Origin of the sequence: Mixta hanseatica, from assembly GCF_023517775.1 — a bacterium.
GTDB lineage: Bacteria > Pseudomonadota > Gammaproteobacteria > Enterobacterales > Enterobacteriaceae > Mixta > Mixta hanseatica.
Genome location: NZ_CP082904.1, coordinates 3,994,766 through 4,013,267, shown reverse-complemented (window position 1 = coordinate 4,013,267; position 18,502 = coordinate 3,994,766). Strand labels below are relative to the sequence as shown.

Sequence of the window (18,502 nt, the reverse complement as noted above, 5' to 3'; positions counted from 1 at the left end):
GGTGAATCAGAATAATTTAATGTGATGTTAATCACGATAATTTTGCAGATAAATGTAATTTTCATTTTCTCTGGTGATTGATCTCACATATTTATCGCCTTGCTTGCCGTAGAGTAGCGCCATTAAACGAATTTTCTCAGGAGGGGTTATGGCCCAGTCAGATGTGTTTCATTTAGGACTTACTAAAGCGGACCTGCAGGGCGCAACGCTGGCGATTGTGCCGGGCGATCCTGAGCGCGTAAAAAAAATTGCGGCGCTGATGGATAATCCCCAGCCGCTGGCCTCGCATCGTGAGTTCACCAGCTGGCGCGCTGAACTGGAGGGTAAAGCGGTAATTGTCTGCTCTACCGGTATTGGCGGTCCTTCTACCTCTATCGCGGTGGAAGAGCTGGCCCAACTGGGCATCCGCACTTTTCTGCGTGTGGGCACCACCGGCGCTATCCAGCCTGACATTCATGTTGGCGATGTGCTGGTGACCACCGCAGCGGTACGCCTGGATGGCGCAAGCTTACATTTTGCGCCCATGGAATTTCCGGCCGTCGCCGATTTCGCCTGCACCACCGCGCTGGTTGAGGCTGCAAAAGCCGCCGGCAGCACGCCGCACATCGGCATTACCGCCTCTTCAGATACCTTTTATCCAGGACAGGAACGCTACGACACTTTCTCTGGTCGGGTGGTCAACCGCTTCCAGGGCTCGATGAAGGAGTGGCAGCAGATGGGCGTACTGAACTATGAGATGGAATCCGCGACGCTGTTGACCATGTGCGCCAGCCAGGGTTTGCGTGCCGGGATGGTCGCCGGGGTGATCGTTAACCGTACGCAAAAAGAGATCCCGGATGCGGCAACCATGAAGCAGACGGAAAGCAATGCGGTTGCGATTGTGGTTGATGCGGCGCGCCGTCTGCTGGCGTAATTTCTTAGCGCCGGGCCTGATGGTTTGCGTATCCTGACTAACGGTTTTGGCGCCTGCGCGGACGGTTGATTATCGCGTTCAGGGCTGGCTTGTCGCCAGCCCATTTTTTTGTCTGGACATTCATACAGTGCGCCTCTACCTTTGCTCTGTTTGTAGCAGGAAGGAGAGGATGCGGTGGATAATCCGCTTATCGTTGGGATCGTTTTTACGTTGGCCGGTGTGCTGGCAGGCTGGCTGTTTGCTCATTTTCGCCTCGCCGGGCAGCTGGCCGCGCAGGAAACGGATCGCCGTCTGCTGGAGCAGGCGTTGGAACAGGCGCAGCAGCAGGCAGCGCAGCAGCAACAGCAGCGTCTGGCAGAGCAACAGCAACAGCAGCTGCGTGAAAAAGAGCTGCGCCAGCTGCATGGCGCGCTGACCGCCGCGCAGGAAAAGCTACAGCACTTCGACTACTGGCGTAATGAGTGTGAACAGCTTAGCCGTGAACTGCGTAATCAGCTGGAAGTGAACAGCGCGCAGGAAGCGGAGCTGCGTGAAGTGACTATCCGCCTTGAAGAGACCCGCCTTGCCGCTGAAGAGAAACAGCGCCTGCTGGCCAATAGCGAACAGCGCCTGAGCGCCCAGTTTGAAAACCTCGCCAACCGTATTTTTGAACAGAGCGGCCGTCGTGTCGATGAGCAGAATCGTCAGAGCCTGAACGGCTTAATTACGCCGCTGCGTGAGCAGCTGGATGGTTTTCGTCGCCAGGTGCAGGAAAGCTTTGGTCAGGAAGCGCGTGAACGCCACACGCTGGCTCACGAAATTCGTAATTTACAGCAGCTGAATGCGCAGATGGCGCAGGAAGCGATCAACCTGACTAAAGCGCTGAAAGGCGACAATAAAACTCAGGGTAACTGGGGCGAGGTGGTGCTGAGCCGCGTGCTGGAAGCCTCTGGCCTGCGCGCCGGACATGAATATGAAACGCAGGTGAATATTCAGGTTGATGCGCAAAGCCGGATGCAGCCGGATGTGATTGTTCGTCTGCCGCAGGGCAAAGATGTGGTAATCGACGCTAAAATGACGCTGGTCGCCTATGAGCGCTACTTTAACGCCGACGATGGGGTTACGCGGGAGCAAGCGATCGGCGAACATATCTCCGCCATTCGCGGCCACATCCGTTTGCTTAGCCGCAAAGATTATCAACAATTGCCCGGTTTACGATCGCTGGATTATGTGTTGATGTTTATCCCGATCGAACCGGCCTTTTTACTGGCGATAGATCGGCAGCCGGAGCTAATTAGCGAGGCATTGAAGCACAATATTATGCTGGTCAGCCCCACCACGCTGCTGGTGGCGCTGCGTACCATTAATAATCTCTGGCGCTATGAGCATCAGAGCCGCAACGCGCAGCGTATCGCCGATCGCGCGGCGCGGCTATACGATAAAATGCGGCTGTTTGTCGATGATATGACCAGCATGGGTCAGCATCTCGACAGAGCCCAGGAAAGCTATAATCAGGCGATGAAAAAGCTCGCCGAAGGGCGGGGCAACCTGATTGCCCAAAGCGAAAGTTTTCGGCATTTGGGCGTGGAAATAAAGCGCAGTATTAATCCAGGGTTGGTGGAACAGGCGATGCCGGAAGCCGGACTCCTTGACAACGACGAGTCAGAGAGCGACAGGGCGGAAAGCGCGCCGGAACAGGGCGCTGTGGCGTGGCACGACAGCATTCGGCAACGATGAATAACGCCGGGCTAACGTGCCTGACTACGGGTACTCTGTTACACTGCAAAGATATTTGATTGTGGAGCAGGTGAAGCAGATGGCAGATGAATCCAGGGACACGACACATTTCGGTTTTCGTACCGTAGCAAAAGACGAAAAAGCGGACATGGTAGCGGGCGTATTTCATTCCGTTGCCGCCAAATATGATCTGATGAACGATTTGATGTCGATGGGTATCCATCGTATCTGGAAGCGTTTCACCATTGACTGCAGCGGCGTGCGTCGTGGGCAGCGCGTGTTGGATTTGGCCGGCGGCACTGGCGATTTAACAGCGAAATTCTCGCGTCTGGTCGGCGATACCGGTCAGGTGGTGCTGGCGGATATTAACAGCTCGATGCTGAAGATGGGCCGTGAAAAGCTGCGCAATAGCGGCATCATCGGCAACGTCAATTATGTGCAGGCGAATGCGGAAGCGCTGCCTTTCCCGGATAACTATTTCGATTGCATCACTATCTCTTTCGGTCTGCGTAACGTGACGGAAAAAGAGAAGGCGCTGGCTTCGATGTTCCGCGTGCTGAAGCCGGGCGGACGTCTGCTGGTTCTGGAGTTTTCTAAACCGGTACTGGAACCTCTGAGCAAAGTGTACGACGCTTATTCATTCCATGTGCTGCCGCGTATCGGCGAGCTGGTAGCGAAAGATGCTGAAAGCTATCGTTATCTGGCTGAATCGATCCGCATGCATCCCGATCAGGAGACGTTAAAGTCGATGATGATGGATGCCGGTTTTGAAAACACTTCGTATCACAACCTGACGGGCGGAATTGTCGCTCTGCACCGTGGGTTCAAGTTTTAAGCAGGAAAGCGAATGACGTTAACCCCGCTGTTAACCGCCGGTCTGGAGACCGCACTAAATCGAATTCTTTATCGCGATCGCGGCCTGAAAGCGGCCCGGCAGCGTTTGAATGGTAAGGTTTTACAGCTCCGGTTACAGGAGCTGTCGCAGCCGGTGACGTTGGTGTTCAGCGAGCATCAGGTGGACGTACTGGGCGAATGGCAAGATCGCTGCGACTGTACGGTGAGTACCCGTCTGTCGCTGCTGCCGAAATTGCGCGACCGCCAGCAGCTGACCGGGATGATCCGCAGCGGCGAGCTGGAAGTGGAGGGCGATCTTCAGGTAGTGCAGCAGTTTTCCGCGCTGATCGATATGGCCGAGCTCGATCCGGCTGAATATCTGGCGCCCTGGACCGGCGATATCGTCGCCCAGGGGATCAGTAACGTCGCCCGCCGCGGGCTGCAGTTGCTACGCGGCGATGTTCAGCGTAAACAGCGCTACCTGACGGAAACCCTGACCGAAGAGTGGCGCGTCGCGCCTGGTCGGCTGGAAATGGCCTGGTATGGCGAAGAAGTCGATGCGCTGGAGCGCCAGGCCAGTCAACTGGAACAACGTCTGCTACAGCTGGAGGCTAAATGACGCCCGGAGAACTGCGCCGCCTCTATTTCATTATCAAAGTCTTCCTGAGCTACGGCCTGGATGAACTGATCCCCCGCCTGCGTATTACGTTACCGATTCGCCTGTGGCGCCGCGGTATCTTCTGGCTGCCTAACCGCCATAAAGATCTGGCGTTGGGCGTGCGCCTGCGTATGGCGCTGGAGGAGCTGGGCCCGGTCTGGATCAAATTTGGTCAGATGATGTCTACCCGCCGCGATCTGTTCCCGCCGCTGATTGCCGATCAGCTGGCGATCTTACAGGATCGCGTTGCGCCTTTTGATGGCAGGCTGGCGAAAGAGCAGATTGAAAAATCGCTGGGCGGCCCGCTTGAAGCCTGGTTTGATGATTTTGATATTACGCCGCTGGCCTCCGCCTCTATCGCTCAGGTGCATACCGCGACGCTAAAGGAAAACGGCAAAGCGGTGGTGATCAAAGTGATCCGCCCGGATATTTTGCCGGTAATCAAAGCGGATATGCGCCTGATCTACCGTCTGGCGCGCTGGCTGCCGCGTCTGATGCCGGAAAGCCGTCGTCTGCGCCCGGTGGAAGTGGTGGCGGATTACGAAAAGACCCTGATTGATGAGCTGAACCTGCTGCGTGAAGCGGCAAACTCTATCCAGCTGCGCCGCAACTTTGAAAACAGCGATATGCTGTATGTGCCGGAAGTCTATTCCGACTACTGCAGCGAAACGATGCTGGTGATGGAGCGTATCTACGGCATTCCCATCAATGATGTGGCAGCGCTGGAGCAGCATGGCGTGAATATGCGCCTGCTGGCGGAGCGCGGCGTGCAGGTCTTTTTTACTCAGGTCTTCCGCGACAGCTTTTTCCATGCGGATATGCATCCGGGTAATATTTTCGTTAGCTATGAACACCCGCATGATCCGCTCTATATCGGAATCGACTGCGGCATTGTCGGCTCGTTGAACAAAGCGGATAAGCGCTACCTTGCGGAAAACTTTATTGCGTTTTTTAACCGCGATTACCGTAAAGTCGCCGAGCTGCATGTTGATTCCGGCTGGGTGCCGGCGAATACCAACGTGGAAGATTTCGAATTTGCGATTCGTACCGTTTGCGAACCCATTTTTGAAAAACCGCTGGCGGAAATCTCGTTTGGTCACGTTCTGCTGAACCTGTTCAATACTGCGCGCCGCTTTAATATGGAAGTGCAGCCGCAGCTGGTGCTGCTGCAGAAAACGCTGCTCTATATCGAGGGCGTCGGCCGTCAGCTTTACCCGCAGCTGGATTTGTGGAAAACCGCGAAGCCGTTCCTTGAAGAGTGGATTAAAGACCAGGTTGGGCTGCCGGCGATTATCCGTTCGGTTAAAGAAAAAGCGCCGTTCTGGGCCGAGCGCCTGCCGGAACTGCCGGATCTTTTCTATGACAGCATGCGCCAGCATAAGCGTTTGCAGTTTAGCGTCGATCGGCTGGCGAATGAGCTGAGCGTACAGCGTGAAAGGCAGCACCAGTCGCGCTATCTGTTCGGTATCGGCGCCACGCTGCTACTGAGCGGTACAGCGCTGCTGATCACCCGTCCCGGCATGGAAGTGCTGCCGACGGTAATGATTATCGCCGGTCTGTTGTCGTGGATTATTGGCTGGCGACGTTCAGCCTGATTGATTGTCAGGAAAGGTAAAATTCCCTTTTGTGGCCGGGGCGATGGGCTTACGCATCGTCACCGGACCATAAGCTGGGGTATACTGCCTTTTCACATGTTTTAGACTTTTCATCAGAGGCATACTCATGGGCGGTATCAGCATTTGGCAGTTACTCATCATTGCCGTGATCGTGGTTCTTCTTTTCGGCACCAATAAATTACGTACCCTTGGCTCCGATTTAGGTTCATCCATCAAAGGCTTTAAAAAAGCGATGGGCGATGAAGATAAAGACGCGTCTAAACAGCAGGATGCCGAATTTGATGCCCGGCCGCTAACGGATAAGCAGGCGACCACGGCAAGCAAAGAAGAGGCAAAAAAAGATAAAGAGCAGGTATAAAACGTGTTCGACATAGGTTTTAGCGAACTGGTTTTGGTGTTCGTCATTGGGCTGGTAGTGCTTGGACCGCAACGTTTGCCGGTGGCGGTAAAAACGGTGGTCGGCTGGATCCGCGCCATGCGTTCTCTGGCGGCGAACGTGCAAAACGAGCTGGCGCAGGAGCTGAAACTACAGGAGCTGCAGGACAGCCTGAAAAAAGTAGAGCAGGCCAGCAAGAATACCCTCTCCCCGGAACTGAAAGAGTCGATGGAAGAGCTGCGTAAATCGGCAGACTCTATGCGTCGCTCTTATCTGGGCGAAAATGAACAGGCCGATGACGAAGCTTATACCATTCATAATCCGCTGATTAAGCGTCCGCAGGATGAACATAACGGCGCAACGCCAGCCACAGCCGATCATCAGGCCAGCGCGCCGGAGCAAAAGCCCATGGTAGAAAGCGCAGAAACGCGTTCCGCCGCGAAGCCAGCAACAACGGCTGATGCGCCTGCTGCCGGTACGGATAACGCGGCTTCAACCCCCGCATCGCCTGCCGGTCAGGCGGCCGCTTCTGCCGCTGCGCCTTTGTTAAACGTTTCACCAGAAACGTCTGTGGCTTCTTCTCAACCAACAATGAATGATAAACATGGCCGTTGAAGATACCCAACCGCTGATTAGCCACCTGATTGAGCTACGCAAGCGGCTGCTGAACTGCATTATTGCCGTGCTGGTCATTTTTCTGGCGCTGGTCTACTTCTCTAACGATATTTATCAGATGGTTGCAGAGCCGCTGATCAAGCAGTTGCCGGTGGGCGCCAGCATGATTGCCACCGATGTGGCCTCGCCGTTTCTGACGCCGATTAAGCTCACCATCATCGTTTCCATTTTCCTTGCGGTTCCGGTCATTCTCTATCAGATTTGGGCTTTTGTGGCGCCGGCGCTCTATCGTCATGAACGCCGTCTGGTTATGCCGCTGCTGTTCTCCAGCACCATGCTGTTTTATATCGGCGTGGCCTTCGCCTATTTTGTGGTATTCCCGATGGCGTTTGGCTTTTTTGCCAAAACTGCGCCGCAGGGCGTCACCATGGCGACCGATATCGCCAGCTATCTCGACTTCGTGATGACGCTGTTTATGGCCTTTGGCGTCGCTTTTGAAGTGCCGGTAGCGATTGTACTGTTGTGCTGGACGGGCGTGACCACGCCGGAGATGTTGCGTCAGAAGCGTCCTTACATGCTGGTCGGCGCTTTTGTCGTCGGCATGCTGTTAACCCCACCGGATGTTTTTTCCCAAACTTTGCTCGCTATTCCGATGTACTGCCTGTTTGAGGTTGGCGTATTCTGTTCGCGCTTCTATGTTGGCAAAGGGCGTCAGGCGCGTGAAGAAGAGCACGAAACCGAATCCTGACGCTCAGTGCAGGGCCCGCTAAGGCGGGGAAAATTCATCGCTAACCGCCCACCTGGGCGGTTAATATTTTCAGGACATACCATGTTTGATATCGGTGTAAACCTGACCAGCACGCAGTTTGCGAAAGATCGTGAACAGGTTGTGACGCGCGCGCGCGAAGCAGGCCTCACCGGCATGCTGATTACCGGCACTAACGCGCTGGAAAGCCAGCAGGCGCAAAGCCTGGCGCAGCGCCATCCCGATTTCTGCTGGTCAACGGCAGGCATTCATCCCCATCACGCCAGCGAATGGTCGGCGGATACCGCAGCAACGCTGCGGCGGCTGGCGGAAAGCCCGCAGGTCGTGGCCATCGGCGAATGCGGGCTTGATTTTAACCGTAATTTCTCCGCGCATAATCAGCAGGAATACGCTTTTGATGCGCAGCTGGCGTTGGCTGCCGAACTGCAAATGCCGGTATTCCTGCACTGCCGTGACGCGCATGAGCGGTTTATGGCGGTGCTCAAGCCGTGGCTACCGCATCTGCCCGGCGCGGTGGTGCACTGCTTTACCGGTACGGCTGCGGAGCTGGCGGAATGTCTGGCGTCGGGGCTGTCGGTCGGCATTACCGGCTGGGTATGCGATGAGCGCCGCGGTATGGCGCTACGCGAGATGTTGCCGCAGATCCCGGCAGAGCGGTTGCTGCTGGAAACGGATGCGCCTTATCTGTTGCCGCGCGATATGCGCCCAAGGCCGACGTCGCGTCGTAATGAGCCCTGCTTCCTGCCGCATATCGTGCAGCAGGTCGCGCTGTGGCGCGCAGAAGAGGCCGACTGGCTGGCGCAGCAAACCGACGCCAACAGTCGCCGTCTGTTTCGCCTGTAAGCGACAGGGCTGCAATGCGAGGCGATAAACGTCTCAGGCTTTCCGGAAAACGCTGTTTTCCACGCTTTGCTTAACCTGCTTATTGAGCAGGTTAAGCAGCAGCATAGAGCGCGCCTCGCCGTCTGGCTCGGTAAAAATCGCCTCCAGTCCCTCCAGAGCGCCCTTAACGATCACCACCTTGTCGCCTGGGCAGGGCGTATCGGGATCGACCATCTTTTCCGGCGTCTCGGTGCGTAGCGCATCAATAACGTCGAGCGGTACGTTTGCCGGCTGCGTACCAAAACGCACGAAGTGACTTACGCCGCGTGTGGCACTGATGGTGGTGGTGTGAATCGCTTCCGGATCGAATTCAATAAAAAGATAATTGGGAAACAGCGGTTCTTCTACCGTGGTTCGTTTGCCGCGCACAATTTTTTCCATAGCGATCATCGGGCTAAGGCAATTTACCGCCTGCCGCTCCAGATGCTCTTTGGCGCGTAATAACTGACCACGTTTACAGTAAAGAAGGTACCAGGATTCCATAATGTCACTTTCCAATTATTGAAGGCTAAGAATAGCAAAACTGCTTTCAGAGCGATAGCGACATCACGCCGCATCAGGGCCAGCGCCACGCCTGGTTTATTGGCCCAAATCGCCTGCGTAAAAAAGTAAAAATAGCCGCTATCGGCGATCATTTGGCACAAATTGTAGAATTGAAAATTGACGAAGGCGGCGTCCGTGGTTCAGACTCGCAGCGCAACCTGTTAATGAAATGTCATTGATTAAACAGGTTCTGCGCTACAGGTGTCGTTGCCGCGTCGGGCGCGTACACACAAACCTCAGCATAGCCGTTGAATCCTCCTTATAATGGCCGATTCTGCGGCCTGAATAATGAATCTGATGAAATACCACGACTTACGCGAGTTCCTTGCGCTGCTTGAACAGCGTGGCGAGTTAAAACGTATAACGCTGGAGGTCGATCCCATTCTGGAGATGACCGAAATCGCCGATCGCACTTTGCGCGCCGGCGGCCCGGCCCTGCTGTTTGAAAACCCCAAAGGCTATGACATGCCGGTGCTGTGCAATCTCTTCGGCACGCCGAAGCGCGTGGCGCTAGGGATGGGGCAGGAAGAGGTCAGCGCCCTGCGTGAGGTAGGCAAATTGTTGGCGTTTCTGAAAGAGCCGGAGCCGCCAAAAGGGTTCCGCGATCTGTTCGATAAAATGCCGCAGTTTAAGCAGGTGCTGAATATGCCCACCAAACGGCTGCGTAGCGCACCCTGCCAGGAGCAGGTATGGCAGGGCGACGAGGTGGATTTATCGCGCATTCCGGTAATGCAGTGCTGGCCAGATGATGCCGCGCCACTGATTACCTGGGGGTTAACGGTCACGCGTGGGCCGCACAAAGAGCGACAGAATCTGGGTATCTATCGTCAGCAGGTGATTGGCAAAAATCGCCTGATTATGCGCTGGCTCTCCCATCGCGGCGGCGCGCTGGATTTTCAGGAATGGTGCAAAGCCCATCCCGGCGAACGCTTCCCGGTTTCAGTAGCGCTGGGCGCCGATCCCGCGACCATTCTTGGCGCTGTCACGCCGGTACCGGATACCTTATCGGAATATGCGTTTGCCGGTCTGCTGCGCGGCACGAAATCAGAAGTGGTGAAGTGTCTCTCCAACGATCTGGAAGTACCGGCCAGCGCGGAAATCGTGCTGGAAGGCTATATCGAGCCTGGCGACATGGCGCCGGAAGGGCCATATGGCGATCACACCGGCTATTACAATGAGGTGGATAACTTCCCGGTATTTACCGTGACGCATATTACACAACGTCGTAATGCCATCTATCATTCAACCTATACCGGTCGTCCGCCAGATGAGCCAGCGGTACTGGGCGTGGCGCTGAATGAAGTCCTGGTGCCGATTCTGATCAAACAGTTCCCGGAAATTGTTGATTTCTACCTGCCGCCGGAAGGCTGTTCCTATCGCCTGGCCGTGGTAACCATGAAGAAACAGTATGCCGGACATGCGAAGCGCGTGATGATGGGCGTTTGGTCATTCCTGCGACAGTTTATGTATACCAAGTTCGTTATCGTTTGCGATGATGATGTCAATGCGCGTGACTGGAATGATGTAATCTGGGCGATCACTACGCGTATGGATCCGGCGCGTGATACGGTGCTAATCGAAAACACGCCGATCGACTATCTTGATTTCGCCTCTCCGGTTTCGGGTCTGGGATCGAAAATGGGCCTGGATGCCACCAATAAGTGGCCGGGTGAAACCCAGCGTGAGTGGGGCCGTCCGATTGTGAAGGATCCGGCGGTGACGGCGCGCGTCGATGCCATCTGGGATCGGTTGGGAATTTTTAACGATTTGCCGTCACGCTAATGACGCAAATTACGCATTGACGACCCGACAGAGGGAACGCATGACAACGTTAAGCTGTAAAGTGACCTCGGTAGAGGCGATTACCGATACTGTTTATCGGGTACGACTGGTGCCGGAGGCGGATTTTAGCTTCCGCGCCGGACAGTATTTGATGGTGGTGATGGATGAACGCGATAAGCGTCCGTTCTCTCTGGCGTCGACGCCGATGGAAAAAGATATTATCGAACTGCATATCGGGGCCTCGGAACTGAACCTGTATGCGATGGCAGTGATGGAGCGCATCCAGCAGCAACGCGAAGTGGTGGTAGATATTCCGCACGGCGACGCCTGGCTGCGTGAAGAGAGTCAGCGCCCCATGATTTTGATTGCTGGCGGTACTGGTTTTTCCTATGCCCGTTCTATCCTGCTGACGGCGCTGGCGCAGCAGCCGGAGCGCGATATCGCTATCTACTGGGGCGGCCGTGAAAGCCATCATCTGTATGACCTGGAAGAGCTGAACGCGTTGGCGGTGCGTCATGCCAATCTGAAGGTGGTACCGGTTGTCGAACAGACGGATGCTTCATGGCAGGGGCGCAGCGGTACGGTGCTTACCGCAGTTATGCAGGATTTCGGCACGCTTGCCGAGCATGATATTTATATTGCCGGTCGTTTTGAGATGGCGAAAATCGCGCGCGAACGTTTTTGCGCTGAGCGCGGCGCGCAGGAAGCGCAAATCTATGGCGATGCCTTTGCCTTTATCTAAGCCTGACTCCAGGGCGGCAAACCTGTCGCCCTGGAATCCGCAAAAGCCCGCCTCTGACAGGCGGGGAAGCCACAACGCTTAAACGCGCTCAAAGATAGTGGCGATGCCCTGACCGAGACCGATACACATGGTGGCGAGGCCAAACTGCGCATCGCGCCGCTCCATCAGGTTGAGCAGGGTCGTGCTGATGCGCGCGCCGGAACAGCCCAGCGGATGCCCCAGCGCAATGGCGCCGCCGTTCAGATTAACCTTCTCATCCATCTGATCCAGTAAACCTAAATCTTTGATGCAGGGCAGGGTTTGCGCCGCGAATGCCTCGTTTAACTCAAACAAATCGATATCGCTAACGCTCAGGCCGGCACGCTTCAGCGCCAGCTTTGAAGCCGGCACCGGGCCGTAACCCATAATAGAAGGATCGCAGCCGACCACCGCCATCGCTTTAATGCGCGCGCGTGGTTTCAGCCCCAGCGCGTGGGCGCGTGATTCGCTCATGACCAGCATCGCTGCCGCGCCGTCTGATAGCGCGGATGAACTGCCCGCGGTGACCGTGCCGTTGATCGGATCGAAGGCGGGTTTCAACGCCGCCAGAGATTCAGTCGTGGTCTCGCGGCGGATCACCTCATCAAAATCGTAGCGTTTCAATACGCCGTCGGTATCGTGACCGCCGGTGGCGACAATTTCATTATGGAAATGCCCCGCCTGAGTTGCGGCCCAGGCGCGCTGATGCGAACGCGCCGCAAAGCTGTCCTGCATTTCACGGCTAATGTGGTGCATACGCGCCAGCATTTCCGCCGTCAGGCCCATCATGCCCGCAGCTTTCGCCACGGTGCGGCTTAAGCCGGGATGAAAATCGACGCCATGATTCATCGGCACGTGGCCCATATGCTCCACGCCGCCAATAAGACAGGCGTGCGCATCGCCGACCATAATCGCGCGCGCGGCATCGTGCAATGCCTGCATAGAGGAACCGCACAGGCGGTTAACGGTGGCGGCCGGCACGCTGTGCGGGATTTCCGCCAGCAGCGCGGCGTTACGCGCAATATTAAAACCTTGTTCCAGCGTCTGCTGTACGCAGCCCCAGTAAATATCATCCAGCGCCGCGGCTTCCAGCGCCGGATTGCGGCTAAGCAGGCTGCGCATCAGGTGAGCGGAAAGATCTTCAGCGCGAACCTGACGGAATGCTCCTCCTTTGGAACGGCCCATCGGCGTACGGATGGCATCAACAATAACTACATTTTCCATCATTTTGCTCCTCACGCCGTTGCCAGCGCGGCTTCATTAATGGGTTCGGCCGGGGGATACCAGCTCTCGTTACGTTGCGCTTTATCTGTCAGCAGCTGCGGCAGGGCATAGAGCGGGCCAAGATTCGCAAATTGCTGCGCCTGGGCGATAAAGGCGGCGCTGCCCAGCGTATCGAGATAGCGGAAGGCGCCGCCGTGGAACGGCGGGAATCCCAGACCGTAGATCAGCGCCATATCCGCTTCCGCCGGGCTGGCGATCACCTGTTCTTCCAGGCAGCGCACCACTTCGTTAATCATCGGGATCATCATGCGCGCAATGATCTCTTCATCGCTGAATTCACGTTTTGGCGCGCTGACGCTTTGCAATAGCGCATCGGTCTCCGCATCGGCCACTTTACTGGTTTTGCCTTTTTTATCGCTTTCCCAGGCGTAAAAACCGCGCTGATTTTTCTGACCAAAACGCTGCGCCTCAAATAGCGCATCGATAGCGTCGCGGTAATCTTTTTTCATTCGCGTTGGAAAGCCATCGGCCATTACGCTTTGCGCATGATGCGCGGTGTCCAGTCCGACCACATCCAACAGCGTCGCCGGCCCCATTGGCCAGCCGAACTGCTTTTCCATGACCTTATCGATTTGGCGGAAATCAGCGCCGTCGCGCAGCAGCAGGCTAAAACCAGCGAAATAGGGGAACAGCACGCGGTTGACGAAGAAACCGGGACAGTCATTAACGATAATAGGTGTTTTGCCCATTTTGCTGGCCCAGGCCACCACCTTCGCCAGCGTGGCCTCTGAGGTTTGTTCGCCGCGGATCACCTCTACCAGCGGCATTCGATGCACTGGATTAAAAAAGTGCATACCGCAGAAATTTTCCGGTCGTTTTAATGCCCGCGCCAGCTGACTGACCGGGATAGTGGAGGTATTGGTGGCCAGAACACTATTTTCTCCTACCTGCGCTTCGGTTTCCGCCAGCACTTTGGCTTTCACCTGCGGGTTTTCGACGACAGCTTCAACCACGATATCGGCACGCTCAAAACCGCTAAAAGAGAGGGTAGGCTGAATAGTAGAGATGATGCTGGTCAGCTGGAGCGCATTGATCTTGCCGCGCTCCAACTGTTTATTTAACAGTTTCCCGGCTTCACTCATGCCCAGCGTCAGAGACTTCTCGCTGATATCTTTCATGATTACCGGCACGCCTTTTGAGGCGGATTGATAAGCAATGCCGCCGCCCATAATCCCGGCGCCCAGTACCGCCGCCTGCTTTGGTAGCGGCTGACCCTGCGCCAGTTTTTTCGCTTTACCTTTGATGTATTGATCGTTCAGGAAGATACCGACCAGCGCCCGCGCTTCCTTTGACTGCGCCAGCGGAACAAAAGCATTGGTTTCCAGCTTTAACGCCTCATCGCGACCCAAACCGGCAGCCGCTTCAATGGTTTTTACCGCTTTCATCGGCGCCGGGTAATGTTTCCCGGCGGTTTGCTGCACCATGCTTTTCGCGATGGTAAAGCTCATCGCCGCTTCAATAGCGCTGAGCTTGAGCGGCTGTAGTTTCGGCTGTCGGCGCTGTTGCCAGAAAGAGGCATCGTCCATCGCCATCCGTAACATCGCGATAGCGCCGGCGCGAAGTTTTTCCGCCGGTACGATGGCATCCACCAGGCCTAACGCCAGCGCGCTTTTCGCGTCCACATCTTTCCCGGCGGCGATGATTTCCAGCGCGCTGTCGGCGCCTAACAGCCTGGGCAGACGTACCGAGCCGCCAAAGCCCGGCATAATGCCCAGTTTGGTCTCCGGCAATCCAATGCGCGCATCCGGCGTAGCGATACGAAAATCGGTGGCCAGAACGCATTCGCAGCCGCCGCCAAGCGCATAGCCCTGAATGGCGGAAAGAGTCGGAACCGGCAAATCTTCCAGACGGTTAAAGATACTATTAGCAAACGTTAGCCATTGCGCCAGCTTGTCCGCTGGCGCATTAAACAACGACAGAAATTCAGTAATATCCGCGCCAACGATAAAGGCTGGCTTCGATGAGCTGAGTAGTACGCCTTTCAGCGCCGTCTGTTTTTCCAGTACGGCAATGGCTTCGCCCAGGCTGGCTACGGTTTGCGTATCCAGCTTATTGACCGAACCGGGGGCATCGAACCTGAGCTCGGCGATGCCATCGTCCAGCCAGTTCAGGGATAGTGTGTCGCCTTGGTAGAGCATGTCCGTCTCCTGAAACCGCATTTAGGGGATCTGGTCGTACCAGATGATCGGAGTGTGAGATTGATGTTAACTATTTGCAAACAAAACATTGCCCATTTGCAAACAAGATCACAGGCGGCGACGACACGGCATCCGCTCACCTGCTGTGGTAAGATGCGGTCAATTCTCTGACGCGGAGTACGGAAATGGATACCCTGGTTACCTTGTATAAAGAACACATTGCTACCTTACAGCAGCGTGCGCAGCAGGTGCTGGCGCGCTTCAAACTCGATGGCATGCTGATTCATTCTGGCGAGCTGCTGACGGTGTTTCTTGACGATCATGACTACCCGTTTAAGGTCAATCCTCATTTCAAAGCCTGGGTGCCGGTAACGCAGCTGCCAAATTGCTGGCTGTGGGTGGATGGCATCAATAAGCCGAAGCTGTGGTTCTGGTCGCCCGTTGATTACTGGCATAGCGTTGAGCCTTTACCGCATAGCTTCTGGACTGATGAAATAGAAGTTGTGGCGTTGAGAAACGCTGAGGATATCGGCGCGCTGTTGCCGCGGGCGCGTCAGAACGTCGCTTATATCGGTCCGGTGTCGCAGCGCGCCATGCAGCTGGATATTAGCGCCGACCATATCAATCCGCAGGGCGTGATCGATTTCCTGCACTATCACCGCTCTTATAAAACCGACTATGAGCTGGCCTGTATGCGGGAAGCGCAAAAGCTGGCCGTCGCGGGCCATCGGGCGGCGAAAGAGGCCTTTCTTTCCGGCATGAGCGAGTTTGATATTAATCTCGCCTATCTGACGGCGACGGGACATCGCGATACCGACGCGCCTTATGGCAACATTATCGCTCTGAATGAACATGCGGCCGTGCTGCACTACACCAAACTCGATCACCAAACGCCGCCGCAGCGCCGCAGCTTTTTAATCGATGCCGGGGCGGAATATAACGGCTACGCTGCCGATCTGACGCGCACCTATGCCGCGCAGAGCGATTCGCTGTTTGCCCGTATCGTCCGGGAGATGAACCAACACGAACTGGCGTTGATCGATACGTTAAAAGCGGGCGTCCGCTATAGCGACTACCATCTTCAGATGCATCAGCGTATCGCCGCTATGTTGCTGAAGTTCGATCTGGTGCGCGGCATCAGCGAAGAGGCAATGGTGGCGGAAAACCTGACCGGGCCGTTTATGCCGCACGGTTTAGGTCATCCGCTTGGGCTGCAGGTGCATGATGTCGCTGGCTTTATGCAGGACGATAAGGGCACGCATTTGGCGGCGCCGCAGCAGTATCCTTTCCTGCGTTGTACACGCGTGCTGGAACCGCGCATGGTGCTCACCATCGAGCCGGGCTTTTATATTATCGAGTCGCTGCTGGCCCCATGGCGAGATGGAAAACATAGCCAGTACTTTAACTGGCAGGCGATCGATGAGTTACAGCCTTATGGCGGTATTCGCATTGAGGATAACGTGGTGATTTATGCTAACCGCGTTGAGAACATGACGCGCGATCTGCATTTGGAATAATGGACGCTTATGATATTCCCGCTGAGCCATTGAGCATCAGTGAAGAAACCATCAAAAAAAGCCGCTTTATTACGCTGCTGGCGCATACCGAAGGCGTTGAAGCGGCGAAGGCGTTCGTCCAGCAGAGTAAAGCGGAGCATCCCACTGCTCGCCATCACTGTTGGGCGTACGTCGCCGGAGCGCCTGATGATTCACAGCAGCTGGGTTTTTCTGATGACGGCGAACCGTCAGGAACGGCAGGCAAGCCGATGCTGGCGCAGCTGATGGGCAGTCAGGTTGGCGAGATTACCGCCGTAGTAGTGCGCTATTATGGCGGGATCATGCTCGGCACCGGTGGGCTGGTAAAGGCGTACGGCGGTGGAGTGCAGCAGGCGCTAAAACAGCTGGCCCGTAAACAAAAGGTGCCGATGCGCCGTTTTCAGCTACGCTGCGATTATGCTCAGCTTAGTGATGTAGAGCGCCTGGTTCAGCGTTTTGAAGGAGAACTGCTTAAGACGGAATTTCTGGATGTTGTCTCGCTAACGTTGGCGTTACCCCATGCGCAAGTCGATGGGTTTAGCCAAAATTTAACGGACATTAGCCGCGGAGCCTTAGCGCTCGTGCCGGTAACCCCCTAATTTTATCTTAAGGAAACGGCAGAATGCATTTTCGTGCCATTACCCGCATCGTTGGGCTATTGGTCATTCTGTTCTCCGGAACAATGATCGTGCCTGGTTTAGTAGCGTTAATTTATCGCGATGGCGCCGGGCGCGCATTCAGTCAGACATTTATCATGGCGCTGTTAATTGGCGCCATCCTCTGGTGGCCTAACCGCAAACAGAAGCATGATCTGAAGCCGCGCGAAGGGTTTTTGATTGTGGTGCTGTTCTGGACGGTACTGGGCAGCGTCGGGGCTATGCCCTTTATTTTTGCCGAACATCCTAACCTCTCAGTTACCGATGCTTTTTTTGAATCCTTTTCTGGTTTAACCACCACTGGCGCCACGACGCTGGTGGGGCTGGACGCATTGCCGAAAGCGATCCTGTTTTACCGTCAAATGCTGCAATGGCTTGGCGGGATGGGGATTATCGTCCTGGCCGTGGCTATTTTGCCAATTCTGGGCGTTGGGGGAATGCAGCTGTATCGGGCGGAAATGCCGGGTCCGCTAAAAGATAACAAGATGCGTCCCCGTATTGCTGAAACGGCCAAAACGCTGTGGTTAATCTACGTTTTGCTGACGGTAGCCTGTGCTGTGGCGCTGTGGATGGCGGGCATGCCGTTGTTCGACGCCATCGGTCATAGCTTCTCAACGATTGCCATCGGCGGCTTTTCTACCCATGATGCCAGCGTCGGCTATTTTAATAGTCCCACCATTAATACCATCATTGCCGTTTTCCTGCTGATATCGGGCTGTAACTATGGCCTGCATTTTTCGCTATTGAGTGGGCGTAATCTACGCGTCTACTGGCGCGATCCGGAGTTTCGCATGTTTATCGGCGTGCAGATGACGCTGGTGGTGATATGTACTCTGGTGCTGTGGTTCCATAATGTGTATGCCAGTGGGCTGCAAACGCTAAATCAGGCCTTTTTTCAGGTGGTATCGATGGCGACCACGGCGGGCTTTACTACCGACAGTATTGCGCGCTGGCCGCTTTTCTTACCGGTCCTGCTGCTTTGTTCCGCTTTTATCGGCGGCTGCGCCGGCTCAACCGGGGGTGGCCTGAAGGTCATTCGTATTCTGTTGCTGTTTAAGCAGGGGTCGCGCGAGCTGAAACGGCTGGTCCACCCCAATGCGGTCTATACCATCAAGCTGGGGAATCGTGCGTTGCCGGAACGCATCCTCGAAGCGGTATGGGGTTTCTTCTCCGCTTATGCGCTGGTTTTCTTGCTGAGTATGCTGGCGATTATCGCCACCGGCGTTGACGATTTTTCAGCGTTTGCCGCCGTAGCCGCTACGCTGAATAACCTTGGTCCCGGATTAGGCGTCGTGGCAGATAATTTCACTTCCATGAATGACGTCGCTAAATGGATTTTAATATCGACCATGCTTTTTGGTCGTCTGGAAGTCTTTACGTTATTGGTATTGTTCACGCCTACCTTCTGGCGTGAGTAAACCCAAGGAG

General features: G+C 55.4%; 18 protein-coding genes. 14 read left to right on the top strand and 4 right to left on the bottom strand.

What is annotated here, in order from left to right:
• Positions 1-148: 148 nt before the first annotated feature.
• The 9 genes from udp (at position 149) to tatD (ending at position 8,337) form a co-directional block, all read left to right on the top strand.
• Entirely contained in the window at positions 149-913 is a 765-nt protein-coding gene (gene udp, locus K6958_RS19005) for a uridine phosphorylase (RefSeq protein ID WP_249892550.1), read from the top strand.
• 174 nt (positions 914-1,087) lie between these two features.
• Positions 1,088-2,629 (top strand): DNA recombination protein RmuC, encoded by a 1,542-nt coding sequence (rmuC, locus tag K6958_RS19000; RefSeq protein ID WP_249892549.1) that lies wholly within the window; start codon positions 1,088-1,090, stop codon positions 2,627-2,629.
• A 79-nt stretch (positions 2,630-2,708) separates the two neighbouring features.
• Complete coding sequence (gene ubiE, locus K6958_RS18995) at positions 2,709-3,464, top strand: bifunctional demethylmenaquinone methyltransferase/2-methoxy-6-polyprenyl-1,4-benzoquinol methylase UbiE (protein WP_103060905.1); 756 nt, start codon at positions 2,709-2,711, stop codon at positions 3,462-3,464.
• A 12-nt stretch (positions 3,465-3,476) separates the two neighbouring features.
• On the top strand, positions 3,477-4,082 hold the full coding sequence (gene ubiJ / locus K6958_RS18990) for a ubiquinone biosynthesis protein UbiJ (RefSeq protein ID WP_249892548.1): 606 nt from the start codon (positions 3,477-3,479) through the stop codon (positions 4,080-4,082).
• Complete coding sequence (gene ubiB / locus K6958_RS18985; RefSeq protein WP_249892547.1) at positions 4,079-5,716, top strand: ubiquinone biosynthesis regulatory protein kinase UbiB; 1,638 nt, start codon at positions 4,079-4,081, stop codon at positions 5,714-5,716. The genes ubiJ and ubiB overlap by 4 nt, the downstream gene beginning before the upstream one ends.
• A 127-nt stretch (positions 5,717-5,843) precedes the next feature.
• The gene (gene tatA / locus K6958_RS18980; RefSeq protein WP_249892546.1) at positions 5,844-6,095 is read left to right on the top strand and encodes a Sec-independent protein translocase subunit TatA; all 252 of its coding nucleotides are present in this window, start codon (positions 5,844-5,846) and stop codon (positions 6,093-6,095) included.
• A gap of 3 nt (positions 6,096-6,098) precedes the next feature.
• Positions 6,099-6,728: a Sec-independent protein translocase protein TatB gene (tatB, locus tag K6958_RS18975; protein WP_249892545.1), complete on the top strand. Its 630-nt coding sequence runs from the start codon at positions 6,099-6,101 to the stop codon at positions 6,726-6,728.
• Positions 6,718-7,476 (top strand): Sec-independent protein translocase subunit TatC, encoded by a 759-nt coding sequence (tatC, locus tag K6958_RS18970; RefSeq protein ID WP_249892544.1) that lies wholly within the window; start codon positions 6,718-6,720, stop codon positions 7,474-7,476. The genes tatB and tatC overlap by 11 nt, the downstream gene beginning before the upstream one ends.
• Before the next feature lie 81 nt (positions 7,477-7,557).
• Complete coding sequence (gene tatD / locus K6958_RS18965; RefSeq protein WP_249892543.1) at positions 7,558-8,337, top strand: 3'-5' ssDNA/RNA exonuclease TatD; 780 nt, start codon at positions 7,558-7,560, stop codon at positions 8,335-8,337.
• A gap of 33 nt (positions 8,338-8,370) precedes the next feature.
• Here the strand turns inward: tatD and rfaH are convergent, their stop codons facing one another.
• Positions 8,371-8,859 carry a transcription/translation regulatory transformer protein RfaH gene (rfaH, locus tag K6958_RS18960; protein ID WP_249892542.1) on the bottom strand — a complete coding sequence of 163 codons (489 nt, stop codon included), beginning with the start codon at positions 8,857-8,859 and terminating at the stop codon, positions 8,371-8,373.
• Complete coding sequence (locus tag K6958_RS18955) at positions 8,781-9,011, bottom strand: hypothetical protein (protein ID WP_249894764.1); 231 nt, start codon at positions 9,009-9,011, stop codon at positions 8,781-8,783. The genes rfaH and K6958_RS18955 overlap by 79 nt, the downstream gene beginning before the upstream one ends.
• Before the next feature lie 205 nt (positions 9,012-9,216).
• Between K6958_RS18955 and ubiD the strand changes: the two genes are divergently transcribed.
• The gene (gene ubiD, locus K6958_RS18950; RefSeq protein WP_249892541.1) at positions 9,217-10,701 is read left to right on the top strand and encodes a 4-hydroxy-3-polyprenylbenzoate decarboxylase; all 1,485 of its coding nucleotides are present in this window, start codon (positions 9,217-9,219) and stop codon (positions 10,699-10,701) included.
• Positions 10,702-10,741: 40 nt separating this feature from the next.
• A complete protein-coding gene (fre, locus tag K6958_RS18945; RefSeq protein ID WP_249892540.1) occupies positions 10,742-11,443 on the top strand; it encodes an NAD(P)H-flavin reductase in 702 nt (233 codons plus the stop codon).
• A 78-nt stretch (positions 11,444-11,521) separates the two neighbouring features.
• Here fre and fadA read toward each other — a convergent pair whose 3' ends face one another.
• Both fadA and fadB read right to left on the bottom strand, forming a co-directional pair.
• Positions 11,522-12,685, bottom strand: coding sequence for an acetyl-CoA C-acyltransferase FadA (fadA, locus tag K6958_RS18940; protein ID WP_249894738.1), 1,164 nt, complete (start codon positions 12,683-12,685; stop codon positions 11,522-11,524).
• A gap of 11 nt (positions 12,686-12,696) precedes the next feature.
• The gene (gene fadB / locus K6958_RS18935; protein ID WP_249892539.1) at positions 12,697-14,883 is read right to left on the bottom strand and encodes a fatty acid oxidation complex subunit alpha FadB; all 2,187 of its coding nucleotides are present in this window, start codon (positions 14,881-14,883) and stop codon (positions 12,697-12,699) included.
• A gap of 185 nt (positions 14,884-15,068) precedes the next feature.
• On the opposite strand from fadB, the gene pepQ reads away from it, so the two are divergent.
• Genes pepQ through trkH form a run of 3 tightly spaced genes read left to right on the top strand, consistent with a single transcriptional unit; the run spans position 15,069 to position 18,492 of the window.
• Complete coding sequence (gene pepQ / locus K6958_RS18930; RefSeq protein ID WP_249892538.1) at positions 15,069-16,400, top strand: Xaa-Pro dipeptidase; 1,332 nt, start codon at positions 15,069-15,071, stop codon at positions 16,398-16,400.
• Complete coding sequence (locus K6958_RS18925) at positions 16,400-17,017, top strand: IMPACT family protein (RefSeq protein ID WP_249892537.1); 618 nt, start codon at positions 16,400-16,402, stop codon at positions 17,015-17,017. The genes pepQ and K6958_RS18925 overlap by 1 nt, the downstream gene beginning before the upstream one ends.
• A 23-nt stretch (positions 17,018-17,040) precedes the next feature.
• Complete coding sequence (gene trkH, locus K6958_RS18920; protein ID WP_249892536.1) at positions 17,041-18,492, top strand: Trk system potassium transporter TrkH; 1,452 nt, start codon at positions 17,041-17,043, stop codon at positions 18,490-18,492.
• The last annotated feature ends 10 nt before the right edge of the window (positions 18,493-18,502 follow it).

Coding starts and splice junctions, on each gene's coding strand:
- pepQ (WP_249892538.1), top strand. CDS start 15,069: ATGGATACCCTGGTTACCTTGTATAAAGAACACATTGCTACCTTACAG.
- ubiJ (WP_249892548.1), top strand. CDS start 3,477: ATGACGTTAACCCCGCTGTTAACCGCCGGTCTGGAGACCGCACTAAAT.
- K6958_RS18955 (WP_249894764.1), bottom strand. CDS start 9,011: ATGATCGCCGATAGCGGCTATTTTTACTTTTTTACGCAGGCGATTTGG.
- tatA (WP_249892546.1), top strand. CDS start 5,844: ATGGGCGGTATCAGCATTTGGCAGTTACTCATCATTGCCGTGATCGTG.
- trkH (WP_249892536.1), top strand. CDS start 17,041: ATGCATTTTCGTGCCATTACCCGCATCGTTGGGCTATTGGTCATTCTG.
- fre (WP_249892540.1), top strand. CDS start 10,742: ATGACAACGTTAAGCTGTAAAGTGACCTCGGTAGAGGCGATTACCGAT.
- udp (WP_249892550.1), top strand. CDS start 149: ATGGCCCAGTCAGATGTGTTTCATTTAGGACTTACTAAAGCGGACCTG.
- ubiB (WP_249892547.1), top strand. CDS start 4,079: ATGACGCCCGGAGAACTGCGCCGCCTCTATTTCATTATCAAAGTCTTC.
- rfaH (WP_249892542.1), bottom strand. CDS start 8,859: ATGGAATCCTGGTACCTTCTTTACTGTAAACGTGGTCAGTTATTACGC.
- tatC (WP_249892544.1), top strand. CDS start 6,718: ATGGCCGTTGAAGATACCCAACCGCTGATTAGCCACCTGATTGAGCTA.
- K6958_RS18925 (WP_249892537.1), top strand. CDS start 16,400: ATGGACGCTTATGATATTCCCGCTGAGCCATTGAGCATCAGTGAAGAA.
- fadA (WP_249894738.1), bottom strand. CDS start 12,685: ATGGAAAATGTAGTTATTGTTGATGCCATCCGTACGCCGATGGGCCGT.
- ubiD (WP_249892541.1), top strand. CDS start 9,217: ATGAAATACCACGACTTACGCGAGTTCCTTGCGCTGCTTGAACAGCGT.
- tatD (WP_249892543.1), top strand. CDS start 7,558: ATGTTTGATATCGGTGTAAACCTGACCAGCACGCAGTTTGCGAAAGAT.
- ubiE (WP_103060905.1), top strand. CDS start 2,709: ATGGCAGATGAATCCAGGGACACGACACATTTCGGTTTTCGTACCGTA.
- fadB (WP_249892539.1), bottom strand. CDS start 14,883: ATGCTCTACCAAGGCGACACACTATCCCTGAACTGGCTGGACGATGGC.